The sequence below is a fragment of the Pseudomonas sp. R1-18 genome (assembly GCF_051132095.1).
Lineage (GTDB): Bacteria > Pseudomonadota > Gammaproteobacteria > Pseudomonadales > Pseudomonadaceae > Aquipseudomonas.
On sequence record NZ_CP071658.1, the window covers coordinates 3,684,360 to 3,696,405 of the forward strand.

At 61.6% G+C, this 12,046-nt stretch carries 12 protein-coding genes; 3 read left to right on the plus strand and 9 right to left on the minus strand.

Translation table 11 applies throughout. The features are described 5' to 3' along the window. Positions 1-3 precede the first annotated feature (3 nt). Positions 4-693 carry a DUF4197 domain-containing protein gene (locus J3P77_RS16865; RefSeq protein WP_434677728.1) on the plus strand — a complete coding sequence of 230 codons (690 nt, stop codon included), beginning with the start codon at positions 4-6 and terminating at the stop codon, positions 691-693. 464 nt (positions 694-1,157) lie between these two features. On the opposite strand, the gene J3P77_RS16870 is transcribed toward J3P77_RS16865, so the two are convergent. Continuing rightward, complete coding sequence (locus tag J3P77_RS16870; RefSeq protein WP_434677729.1) at positions 1,158-4,226, minus strand: efflux RND transporter permease subunit; 3,069 nt, start codon at positions 4,224-4,226, stop codon at positions 1,158-1,160. A gap of 4 nt (positions 4,227-4,230) precedes the next feature. Next, on the minus strand, positions 4,231-5,331 hold the full coding sequence (locus J3P77_RS16875; RefSeq protein WP_434677730.1) for an efflux RND transporter periplasmic adaptor subunit: 1,101 nt from the start codon (positions 5,329-5,331) through the stop codon (positions 4,231-4,233). A gap of 91 nt (positions 5,332-5,422) precedes the next feature. Between J3P77_RS16875 and J3P77_RS16880 the strand changes: the two genes are divergently transcribed. Next, entirely contained in the window at positions 5,423-6,055 is a 633-nt protein-coding gene (locus J3P77_RS16880; RefSeq protein WP_434677731.1) for a TetR/AcrR family transcriptional regulator, read from the plus strand. Between the two features lie 13 nt (positions 6,056-6,068). On the opposite strand, the gene J3P77_RS16885 is transcribed toward J3P77_RS16880, so the two are convergent. Then, positions 6,069-6,863 carry a class I SAM-dependent methyltransferase gene (locus J3P77_RS16885; protein ID WP_434677732.1) on the minus strand — a complete coding sequence of 265 codons (795 nt, stop codon included), beginning with the start codon at positions 6,861-6,863 and terminating at the stop codon, positions 6,069-6,071. A gap of 96 nt (positions 6,864-6,959) precedes the next feature. Here J3P77_RS16885 and J3P77_RS16890 point away from each other — a divergent pair, with 96 nt between their 5' ends. Next, positions 6,960-7,586 (plus strand): energy transducer TonB, encoded by a 627-nt coding sequence (locus tag J3P77_RS16890; protein ID WP_434677733.1) that lies wholly within the window; start codon positions 6,960-6,962, stop codon positions 7,584-7,586. Here the strand turns inward: J3P77_RS16890 and J3P77_RS16895 are convergent. From J3P77_RS16895 to adk, 6 genes are all read right to left on the minus strand, one after another. Then, positions 7,583-8,272, minus strand: a complete 690-nt coding sequence (locus tag J3P77_RS16895) for an extensin-like domain-containing protein (RefSeq protein ID WP_434677734.1) — start codon at positions 8,270-8,272, stop codon at positions 7,583-7,585. The two genes, J3P77_RS16890 and J3P77_RS16895, sit on opposite strands and share 4 nt — an antisense overlap. A gap of 2 nt (positions 8,273-8,274) precedes the next feature. Beyond that, complete coding sequence (locus tag J3P77_RS16900) at positions 8,275-9,108, minus strand: isocitrate lyase/PEP mutase family protein (RefSeq protein WP_434677735.1); 834 nt, start codon at positions 9,106-9,108, stop codon at positions 8,275-8,277. A gap of 51 nt (positions 9,109-9,159) precedes the next feature. Further along, positions 9,160-10,029: a DUF72 domain-containing protein gene (locus tag J3P77_RS16905; RefSeq protein ID WP_434682041.1), complete on the minus strand. Its 870-nt coding sequence runs from the start codon at positions 10,027-10,029 to the stop codon at positions 9,160-9,162. Then, on the minus strand, positions 10,026-10,337 hold the full coding sequence (locus J3P77_RS16910) for a hypothetical protein (RefSeq protein ID WP_434677736.1): 312 nt from the start codon (positions 10,335-10,337) through the stop codon (positions 10,026-10,028). Before J3P77_RS16910 ends, J3P77_RS16905 begins: the two co-directional genes overlap by 4 nt. Positions 10,338-10,536: 199 nt before the next feature. Further along, positions 10,537-11,211 (minus strand): tRNA (adenosine(37)-N6)-threonylcarbamoyltransferase complex dimerization subunit type 1 TsaB, encoded by a 675-nt coding sequence (tsaB, locus tag J3P77_RS16915; RefSeq protein WP_434677737.1) that lies wholly within the window; start codon positions 11,209-11,211, stop codon positions 10,537-10,539. 89 nt (positions 11,212-11,300) lie between these two features. Next, on the minus strand, positions 11,301-11,948 hold the full coding sequence (gene adk / locus J3P77_RS16920; protein WP_434677738.1) for an adenylate kinase: 648 nt from the start codon (positions 11,946-11,948) through the stop codon (positions 11,301-11,303). Positions 11,949-12,046 lie beyond the last annotated feature (98 nt).

Genomic DNA, 12,046 nt, shown 5'->3' on the forward strand with positions numbered 1-12,046 from the left:
GTCATGCTTCGCCTTTCGTTTACCTTTGCCGGTCTGTGCGCAGGCCTGCTGCTGTCGGCCAACGCTTTCGCGCTGTCATTGGCAGACCTGTCTCAATCGGACGCCACCGGCGGCCTCAAGGACGCGCTGACCCAAGGCGCTCAGGTCGCGGTCAAACAGCTCGGCGTGCCGGGTGGTTTCAATAATAACCAGGACGTGCGCATCGAACTGCCGGGCAAACTGGGCAAGGTCGCCAAGAAGATGAAACAGTTTGGCATGGGTGCTCAGGTCGATCAGCTGGAAAGCAGCATGAACCAGGCGGCCGAGGCGGCTGTTCCACAGGCCCAGGCGCTGCTGGTGGATGCGGTCAAGAAGATGAGCGTGGCCGATGCCAAGTCTATTCTCAACGGGGGCAAGGACTCGGCGACTCAGTACCTGAACACCAGCAGCCGCGAACAAATCCGCGCTAAATTTCTGCCCATCGTAAAACAGGCGACCGACAAGGTCGGCCTGGCCCAGAAATACAACGCCTTTGCCGGGCAAGCCGCCACTCTGGGCGTGCTGGATGCAAAAAGCGCCAACATCGAAAGTTACGTGACCGAGCAGGCGCTCGACGGGCTGTTCGAAATGATCGCCAAACAGGAAGAAAGCATCCGCGCCAACCCGGCCGCCGCGGCTACCGGCCTGGCGAAGAAGGTGTTTGGCGCGCTGTAAGAGAGGGAGCCTGCTGGCGGCAGCTTCCGTTCAGCCTGCACAAGCGTGTGATCCACACTGGCCCTCGCCAGCAAGCTGGCTCCTACAAACCAGTGAGCACCGCCATCCCTGTGGGAGGGAGCTTGCTCGCGACAGCTTTCTTACAGCCTGCACAAGCGTGTGATCCACACTGGCCCTCGCCAGCAAGCTGGCTCCTACAAACCAGCGGTCACTGCCCTCTCTGTGGGAGGGAGCTTGCTCGCGAGAGCTGTATTTCAGCCTGCACAAGCGTGTGATCCACACTGGCCCTCGCCAGCAAGCTGGCTCCTACAAACCAGTGAGCACCGCCATCCCTGTAGGAGCTAGCTTGCTGGCGAGAGCTGTATTTCAGGCTGCACAGGGCTGTAAACCGCACTGGCCCTCGCCAGCAAGCTGGCTCCTACAAACCGGTGAGCACCGCCGGGCCTGCTCCATCCATGCAGGCACTAAGGGCGCTCGGCTTTCTCTACCCTGAACCACGCCGCATACAACGCCGGCAGGAACAGCAAGGTCAGGGCGGTGGCTACGATCAGGCCGCCCATGATTGCCACGGCCATCGGGCCGAAGAACAGGCTGCGGGACAAGGGGATCATCGCCAGCACCGCCGCCAGTGCGGTCAATACAATTGGCCGGAAACGCCGCACCGTGGCTTCGATGATCGCTTGCCATTGATCCAGCCCCGCAGCGATGTCCTGTTCGATCTGGTCCACCAGGATCACTGAGTTGCGCATGATCATCCCCGACAACGCAATCGTGCCCAGCATGGCCACGAAGCCGAACGGCTGATTGAAGATCAGCAGGAACAAGGTCACCCCGATCAGGCCCAGCGGCGCGGTGATGAACACCATGAACATGCGCGAGAAGCTGCGCAGCTGGATCATCAGCAGAGTCAGCACCACTACGATGAACAGCGGTACGCCCGCATTGACCGAGTCCTGCCCACGGGCCGAGTCTTCCACCGTGCCGCCAACTTCCAGTAAGTAGCCGTCCGGCAGTTCAGTGCGGACGGGTTCGAGGATCGGGAGAATCTGCTGAACCAGCGTCGCCGGCTGTTGCTTGCCGTAGATGTCCGCCCGCACGGTCACGCTTGGCAAGCGATTGCGGTGCCAGATCACACCTTCTTCAAAGCCGTATTCGAGGGTCGCGATCTGCGACAGCGGCACGCTGGTGCCGTTGCGGGTGGCAACGGCCAGGCTCGACAGCGCTCCGAGTTGCTCACGCTCATCACGAGTGCCGCGCAGCAGGATTTCGATCAGCTCGTCGTCCTCGCGAAACTGGCTGACGCTGGAGCCGGTGAGCGAATTGCGCAGCAGGGCCGACAGGTCCGCCGTAGTCACGCCCAATGCCCTTGCCCGGTCCTGATCGATGTTCAGATTCACGACTTTGCTCGGCTCTTCCCAATCCAGATGCACATTGGACACGTGCGGGTTCTCGCGCACCTTATCCTGCACCTTGCGCGCCAGTGCTCTGACCACCTCGATGTGCTCACCGGTGACCCGGAACTGCACCGGATAGCCCACCGGTGGCCCGTTCTCCAGACGCGTGACACGGGAGCGCAGGGTCGGGAACTGCTCGTTAAGATGGGGGATCAACCAACTGCGCAGCGCCTCGCGGTCCTCGATGCTTTTACTCAGCACTACGAACTGGGCGAAGCTGGGCGCTGGCAATTGCTGATCGAGCGGCAGATAGAAGCGCGGCGAGCCGGTGCCGACATAAGCCACATAGTTGTCGATGCCCGGATGGTCCTTGAGCATCTGTTCCAGACGTTTCACCTGCTCGGCGGTATTGGTCAGCGACGCGCCTTCCGCCAGTTTGAGGTCGACCATCAATTCCAGCCGGCCCGAGGCGGGAAAGAACTGCTGCGGCACGAAACGGAACATCAGTACCGACAGTACAAACAGCGCAACGGTGGCGACGATTACCGTCTTGCGGCGTCGCACGCACCAGCCGACCAACGCGCGGACCCTGCTGTAGAACGGCGTGCCGTATGGATCATGCGCGGCGCCGCCGTGGCGTTGTGCATGGCGTTTGGCCAAGTCCGGCAACAACCGGTCGCCCAGATACGGCACGAACATGACGGCGACTATCCAGGAAGCCAGCAGCGCCAGCGTTACTACCTGGAAAATCGATCGGGTGTACTCGCCGGTACTCGACAGCGCCGTGGCAATCGGCAGGAAACCTGCGGCAGTGATCAGCGTGCCGGTAAGCATCGGGAACGCCGTGCTGGTCCATGCGAAGCTGGCAGCCTTGAGCCGGTCGTAACCCTGCTCCATTTTGATAGCCATCATTTCGACGGCGATGATCGCATCGTCCACCAGCAGACCGAGCGCCAGCACCAGCGCGCCAAGAGAAATCTTGTGCAGGCCGATTCCCAGGTAATACATCGCCGCGAAAGTCATCGCCAGAACCAGTGGAATGGCCAGTGCGACGACCATGCCGGTGCGCACGCCCAGCGAGAAAAAGCTGACCAGCAGCACGATCACCAGCGCCTCGACCAACACCTGGACGAACTCGCCAACGCCGGTTTTCACCGCTGCGGGCTGGTCCGACACCTTGCGCAGCTCCATACCGACCGGCAGGTTCTTTTGCAGCCGTGCGAATTCTGCTTCCAGCGCCCGCCCGAGAATCAGGATGTCGCCTCCGTCTTTCATGGCGACCGCCAGACCGATGGCGTCTTCATTCATGAAGCGCATGCGCGGCGCCGGCGGGTCGTTGAAGCCGCGATGCACATCGGCCAGATCGCTGATGCGCAGCGTGCGGTCGCCCACCTGAATGGGAAAGCCGCGGATTTCATCGACCGTCTGAAAGCGCCCGCTGACACGCAGTTGCACCCGCTCACTGGACGTCTCGAAGAAGCTGGCCGAGGTCACTGCGTTCTGTGCTTCGAGAGCCTGTTGTACTTCCTGCAAGGGCAGGCCGAGCGTCGCCAGCTTGACGTTGGAAAGCTCGATCCAGATCTTTTCGTCCTGCAGGCCGATCAGCTCGACTTTGCCCACATCCTTGACCCGTTGCAGCTGAATCTGGATGCGGTCGGCGTAATCCTTGAGGACGGCGTAATCGAAGCCCTGCCCTGTCAGCGCGTAAATATTGCCAAACGTGGTGCCGAACTCGTCGTTGAAAAACGGGCCTTGCACGCCAGGCGGCAATGTGTGGCGAATGTCGCCGATCTTCTTGCGGATCTGATACCAGAGCTCCGGCAGGTAAGCCGAGAAGATCGAATCGCGGGCAACGAAGGTCACGGTCGATTCGCCCGGTCGCGAAAACGAAGCGATGCGCTCGTATTCGCCGGTTTCCATGAGCTTCTTTTCGATGCGGTCGGTGACTTGCCTTGCGACTTCTTCAGCGCTTGCGCCAGGCCACATGGTGCGGATCACCATCGCCTTGAAGGTGAACGGCGGGTCTTCGCTTTGCCCCAGTTTGCTGTAGGAGAGCGCGCCGACGGCGGCCAGCACAATCATCAGGTACAGCACGACCGCGCGGTGACGCAGCGCCCACTCGGAGAGGTTGAAGTGCATCGGCCTACTCCTTGGCGGTCAGCTTGATGGAACGGTTACCACGATCCACCGGCCGGATGACCTCGCCTTCGCGCAGCACATGCACCCCGGCGGCGACGATCCAGTCGGTGCTGCTCAGACCTTCGAGCACCGGCACCGACTCTTGGCCGTAAGGCCCCAGCTGAACGGGAATGCGCTTGACGGTATTGTCGGGGTTGACCCGCCAGACATAGCTGACGCCCTGCTCAGCCGTGACCGCCGACAGCGGTACGGCGAGCGGCACCGCGCGCTCGCCGGCAATGAACACCCGGGCACTCTGGCCAAGTTCGGCCGGGGCCTGGGTAGTCGAGAAGGCGATGCGCGCGGCAAAGGTCCGCGAGCGCGGGTCGGCGGCCGGAGACAGTTCACGGATGCGCCCCGGAAAACGCTGGCCCGGCTGCGTCCACAACTCGACCGCGACCGTCTGGCCGATCCTGAAACGAGTGAAGTGCTGCTCCGGCAGGTTGATGGACACCTCGCGCTCGCCATCGGCTGCCAAAGCGAAGACGGTCTGTCCTGCGGAGACCACCTGACCCACCTCGACCAGGCGCTTGGCGATCACGCCGTTCTGCGGAGCGCGCAGCACGGTATAGCCGGTCTGATTGGTGGCGACGTTGAGTTCAGCCTTGATCTGCTGCAGTCGTGCTTCGCCAGAGCGATAGAGGTTTTCGGCGTTGTCGTATTGCGAGCGGCTGACCATCTGCCGGTCCAGCAAAGTCTTGTAGCGATCCCGTTCGGCGCGCACCAACTGCAGATTGGCCTGCGCGGCGGCGACCTGGGCGCGGGTGGCTTCCAGTTGCATGCGCACATCCTGCGCATCCAGCTCGGCCAGAGGCCGGTCGGCCTTGACGCGCTCGCCCTCCTCGACCAATCGTTTGCTGACCTTGCCGGCAATACGGAAGGCCAGCTGAGGCTCGAATCGCGCGCGTACTTCACCGGAATAGCTGTCCATCGATTGCGATGAAGGGACAGGCTGCACGACCATCGCCGGTCGCACGACAACAGGCGCCGCAGCCTCCTGGCCGCAGGCGGCCAACAGTGAGACCAGACACAGGGGCAGGACGAGGGACCGGGCATGGCGCAGCATGGTATGACCTTCGCAAAATCGGGCTTGGAATAATTGTACTGGCGAGTATATTAAAAATTACCAAACTCACCAGTACATTATTCAGACGCATATGCCCGATCTCTCACCAGTCACCGGCCCCGGCCGTCCCAAGGATCTGGAAAAGCGCAAAGCGATTCTGGAATCGGCGAAAAACCTGTTCATCCGCCAGGGCTACGCAGGCACCAGCATGGACGCCATTGCCGCCGAGGCCGGGGTATCGAAACTCACGGTATACAGCCACTTCAACGACAAGGAGACGCTGTTTTCCGCAGCCGTTGTCGCCCGTTGCGAAGAGCAGATGCCAGCGCTGTTCCTGTCACTGGGTGAAGACTTGCCCCTGGAAACGCTGTTGCTGAATATCGCGCGCGGGTTCCAGACCCTGACCAACAGTCCCGAGTCGCTGCAGCTGCATCGCCTGATGGTCGCGCTCGGAACGCAGGACCCAAAGCTGTCGATGATCTTTTTCGAGGCGGGACCTGAGCGCATCATCGGCGAAATGGAGCGGTTACTGACACGCGTCGCCGAGCGCGGCGAGCTGCGCTTCGCTTCTGCCAGAACCGCCGCCGAGCACTTTCTGATTCTGGTCAAGGGGGTGTGCAACTTCCGGTTACTGGTCGGCTGCGGCGAACTGCCCACTCCGGAAGCCGCCGAGCGTCATGTGCGAGAAGTCGTGGAGTTGTTCATCCGCGCCTACCAGCCGTGAAGCCCGGCCGTGTTCAATCGCCAGCCTTGGGCTTGAGCGCCTTTTTCGGATAGATGTCATAGCGGCTGGACTTGCCGTCCAGCACGTGACCCGGTTTCGGCCCGTCGATACATGGCGCCTTGCGCGGGCGCTTGACCACTACACGATGGGTTGCAAGGGCCAGCGCCGCTTCCAGCAAGGCCGGTGCATCCATGTCGTCGCCCACCAGCGGGCGGAACAGGCGCATTTCTTTTTTGACCAGAGCGGTCTTCTCCCGATGCGGGAACATCGGGTCGAGATAGATCACCTGCGGCGCCTCGCCTTGCCATGCGCGGATCAGCTCGATGGCATTACCAGTCAATAGCCGCATCCGACCGACGATGTCGCTCACTTCGCTGTCATGGCGACCGCGAGCAAGGCCGTCTTCCAGCAGCGCCGCAATGATCGGCTGACGCTCGATCAGGCTCATCTCGCATCCCAGGCTCGCCAGTACAAACGCATCCTTGCCCAGCCCCGCCGTCGCATCCAGTACCCGAGGCCGCACGCCGGGTTGAATGCCGACCGCCTTGGCGATCATCTGGCCACTGCCGCCGCCGAACAGCCGGCGATGCGCCGCCGCGCCTTCAACGAAATCCACACGCACAGGGCCGGGCGCATCGTCGGCCAGCTGCTGCAGCTGCAGGCCGTTGTCCGTGACTTGCAGAGCAAAGTCGGCCTCATCGTCCGCCAGCGGCAAGCCCAGGCGCCCCGCCCAGTCCGCCGCCTGTTCCTGCGCACCGACAGCCACGGCCTCGACCCGGACGCGGTTGCCTGATTGCTGCTCACTCATGAATTACACACACTCAAAAAATGTTAATGATTGGCGAAAGCTGCCGATAAACAAGTATCCGGTATTTTGCCAGACCCAAGGTCAGTACTGATCGTCATGTCAGACATTGTTCAATCACCCATCGGCTATCTGTCGCACGCAGGCGACTACAGCATCCGCAACAGCCGCACCCTCGGTGGTGTCACGCAGCTGTGGTCGGACGCGTTTGCCCGGGCGATGGCAGAGCAGATTGGCGATGGTACGCAGCTGGGCGCAGAGCCGGCAGCCGTTGAAGAGGTCGACGTAGAGACCGGTGAACCCGTCGCAGGCGCCAGAACGCTCAGCCAGATCGTCGAGCAGCGGACCTGCCCGGTCACCGACACCGAGGTCAAGCCGCCAGAGCCGTTGTTCCTGCCGATTGCCGAATTCGAACTCGACCTGCTGCCGCCACCTGCGGAACCGTTCAGCATGAGCGAGATGATCGAGCAACAACGCGCCCTGGAATTCGAAAGCAACTGGGTTCGTCCTACCGTCCTGAACCCTTATGACGACAGCGTCAACCCAGGCCCCGGTCCGCACCCGCGTCCACTGCACCTGCCAATCGCCGAATTCGAATGGGAGCTGGCTGACAAGCCCGCGCTGCCATTGGATGAGGCCACCATCGCGGCCCAGCAGCGCCAGTTCGATTACGACGTCGTCTGGGCTCGCCCGCTGATCGCCCACAATCTCCGTCTGGCCGCCTAACGGCAAACCTGCCAGCGACCCATGTCGACATGAAAGTGGTTGCGGTGGGCCGCGTTGTATTCCGGCCCCAGCACCGTACTGAACTGTTTGCAGGCGCCATCGCGCACTTGCCTCAGAAAACGCCCCTTGTCGCCATTGTCTGTCCAGTCACCGAGCACGCTGATCCTGCGCCCGTCAGCCAGACGAAAGCCGGCGATATCCAGTGCGTTGGCGCTGGCGTGCTGGCTCAACCGACCGTCGGCCCGATTGTAGATATTCCGGCAGGCGAAACTGCCCAGATGATCGATGCGTGTCACGCGCTGGCCGAATACCGCCTGTGCTGCGGGTTGCAGCGTATGAATATCGAACAGCACATAAGCGACCGCCAGCGGGCAACTTGCCAGAAAACTGCTGCTCAAGGCCACGTCACCACCCTGCACCCGTAACGTGTTCTGGAGCGGACATTTCGCAGAGGCATCACTGTCGGCCTGACGACTGAAGCGCAGGCCTGAAGATGCCAACGCCTGATCGCACAGCGCCGGATCACTGGACAGCCGCGACAGTTTGAACGGGGTCAACAGATTCGGCTCGGCCCGTACGTCCAGCGGTGCCCATGGATTCCATCGCGGCGGAACGTCGATCCAGCCACGCCAGACGGCCAGGCCGACGCCCGCGCACAGCACCACAAACAGCAGAAACCACCGCATCTTCAGCCCTTGAACAGGTCATTGAGCTGGTCGAAAGGCAGCGCCTGACCGGCATAGTTGAAGGTCCCGTAATTGCGGATTTCTTCAGCGGCGCGGTACAGCCCGCCGAATGCCGCCCGCGCCAGGGACGAGCCGACACTGATGCGTTTGACGCCGCAGTCGGCAAGCTCCGCGACGGTGAGCGTCACACCGCCCAGCCCCATCAACACGTTGACCGGCTTCGGTGCGACAGCGCGGACGACGGCGATGACTTCTTCGCGAGTCCGCAATCCGGGCGCGTAAAGCACGTCGGCACCGGCATCGGCGTAGGCTTCGAGGCGACGTATCGTGTCGGCCAGATCCATACGACCGTGGAGCAGATTTTCTGCACGAGCAGTCAGCAAAAAAGGAAACGGCAACTGATGCACCGCGGTGGCTGCCGCCCTGACCCGCTCCACCGCCAGGTCAAAGTCGTAGATGGGCTTTTCCGCCCGTCCAGTGGCGTCTTCGATGGAGCCGCCGACGATGCCGGTGGCGGCAGCCAGGAGCAGGGTCTCGGCGCAACCTTCCGGGCTGTCGGCAAAACAGTTTTCCAGATCGGCCGCGACCGGCAGTTCAGTGGCGGCGGCGATTACGGCGGCGTTGGCCAGAGTTTCCTCGCGACTGATAGCTCCTTCCGCGTCGGGACGACCCAGACAGAACGCCAGGCCTGCGCTGGTAGTCGCCAGCGCTTCGAAACCGAGCGAAGCCAGCAACTGTGCAGAGCCGGCGTCCCAGGGGTTGGGGATGACAAAAGCACCGTCGCGCTCATGCAAAACCTTGAACGCTTGAGCGCGGAGCAGTTGTTGCGTGTCCATGGCAATCTCCGAGTCCTGATGTGAGCCGCTATAAGCCCACATTTTCCGACCTCAGAGCAAGCCCAACTGCTCCGCTTGCGGGCCACGATCCAGAACAGGGAGCGGCGGCAAGCCCGGCAACCGAGCCATCAACTGTTCATGGAAACGCTGCGCAAGCTCAGGCGCGAGGTGGTTGTCAGGCGTGTGCGCAAACACGTACGGCGTGCGCCCTTCTTCGATCCACGCCGCAACTTTCTCGACCCACTGCGCCAGAAAAGGATCGTTGGCAGCAAGCTCGGGATGGCCGATGAAGCGCACATGAGGAAACTGCGTGAGCGCGAACGGACGCGGCGGCAAGCGCGGCTTTCTGGACTGCGCATCGAGCACGGCAGGATCATCCGAGGTGCAGCTGAACAGCGCACGGGAATCCAGGCAGATGCGCTCGACCCCGCGATCCATCAGCAGCCGGTTGAGGGCGCGCTCTGCCTCGCCTTTCTGAAAGAACTCCAGATGCCGCACTTCCACGGCCAGCGGGCGTTGCAGTTCGTCGATGAACCCTGCGAGTTCACCAAGCCTGTCCGGCGAAAAACCCGCCGACAGTTGCAACCAGAAAGGCGTGACACGTTCGCCCAGTGGCGCCAGCAGGCGTACGAATTCCTCAGCCGCCGCGAGGTGCAGACGCAGATCGCCGTCATGGCTGATGTCGCGGGGAAACTTGGCGGTAAAGCGAAAACCGGCTGGCATCAATTCAGACCAGCGCTCAACGGTGCTTGGCTTGGGACGTGCGTAGAAAGTGGTGTTGCCTTCGACCACGTTGAATACCTGAGTGTAGAGACTCAGGAAATCCGTGGAGCGAGCGTCAGCCGGGTAGAACGAATCACGCCAGGCGTTCTCGTTCCAGGAAGGGCAACCAATGAAGTACGGAAGGCTGGACACGGTCAGACGTGAAGATCGAGCCCCGAAACTTCCAGGTCCCAGTCAACGAAGCTGGCGGTGGTCAGGTAACTGGCCAGCGCGTTGGCGACACGGGTGCTCATCGAGCGCGGGAAAATGATGTCTTGCGGACGAGCAGGCACATTGGCGGTTGCGCCAAGCTGTGCATCGCCGGCCTCACGGCGCGAAGCCTGGGCTGACGGTGGAAGCTCCGCATCGTTTTCGATTTCCTCGAATGTACCCTCGACAATGGCCGGGGATTTTCGCGGCTTTCGATTGACTGGGTATGAGCGGTTGGTAGGTCCGTCTATGCGCATCGCTTTCTACTCGGCTTCTTGTAGTGGCAATTTAACGTCACTGCTCAGGAATCCGCAAACGCCTGAACGATAACTAGACCACACATATTGCAAATTGTTTTAGCCGACCGGCGCAATCTGCAAATTTGGCGATGAAAGGTAGATGGCAAATTGGTATTTATGCAGGAGCCCCCGGGCTGACGGGCTCCCGACAGGGCTGTCAGCGAGCCTTGGGCGTCGCAACCTTGTCCCGCAGATAAACAGGCTGTGCGTCATCGGCAACCACAGCTTCGCCACGCTGCCAGGCGAAAGTCGCCAGCGTCAGGAGGTCTTGCGCATGGGGCAGCAGGCTTGCGTCGTAGCTCGACGGTTTGACCGGGATGCGTTCGGCGTAACCCCAACCGGTGCCGGAACCGAACCACTCGCCGCTGGCATCTTCCGGCAGGCCAGCCTGTTCGGGCGCCACCACGGCTTCGTTGCCGACCAGCCGCATTTCACCCGCCGTCTCGCGGTAGCAGCCCCAATACACTTCATCCATGCGCGCATCGATGGCACTTGCAACCTGGCGCACGCCTTGTTCGCGAAAGGCGCGCTGCGCCAACGCAGCAAGGTTCGAAACCGGCAGCACCGGGCGATCCAGCGCGAAAGCCAGGCCCTGCACCACGCCGATGGCGATACGCACGCCGGTGAACGCGCCGGGGCCACGGCCAAAGGCGATTGCGTCCAGAGCCGACATGCCGATGCCGGCCTCGGCCAGCAGGACCTTGATCATGGGCAGCAGTCGTTGGGCGTGCAGACGTGGAATCACCTCATAGTGGCTCAGCACTTTGCCGTCATGCAGCAAAGCGACCGAGCAGGCTTCAGTGGCGGTGTCCAGGGCCAGCAAGGTGGTCATCGATGTATCCGTCGTGATGGAAAAATGTGACGCAGTATAAATGACAAATGGCCCGCAAGCGGGCCATTGTCGAACGATGCGCGGCAGCTTCAGCTCAGTGCGGCAAGAACCTTGGCGGTGATGGTCTCGACCGAACCGACTCCGGCAATATGGCTGCACTTGGGTTTGCCGTTCTTGCGGCTCAGCTCGCTGTAGAACTCGACCAGCGGCTTGGTCTGCGAATGGTAGACGGACAGACGATGACGCACGGTTTCTTCGATGTCGTCCTTGCGCTGTACCAGCGGCTCGCCGGTCACATCGTCGACGCCTTCGATCTTCGGCGGATTGTGCTGCACGTGGTAGATACGACCCGAGCCTTCATGCACGCGACGGCCCGACATGCGCTGGACGATTTCTTCGTCGTCAACTGCGATTTCAAGAACGTGGTCGATTTCCAGGCCCGCTTTGAGCAGCGCCTCGGCTTGCGGGATAGTGCGCGGGAAACCGTCGAACAGCACGCCATTGACGCAATCAGGCTGAGCCAGACGGTCCTTGATCAGGCCGATGATCAGATCATCGGAAACCAGGCCACCAGCGTCCATGACGCTCTTGGCTTGCAGGCCCAGCTCGGTGCCTGCCTTGACTGCAGCGCGCAGCATGTCGCCGGTCGATACTTGCGGGATGCCGAATTTTTCAGTGATGAATTTTGCCTGAGTACCTTTACCGGCCCCGGGAGCTCCCAGCAGAATCACGCGCATCGTCATGCTCCTCAAACTTTTCTTATGGACATAATCGGATTCGCCGCTTGGCCAATCTAAAAAATGAATCAGGCCAATAGGCCAAAAGGCTGACCAAG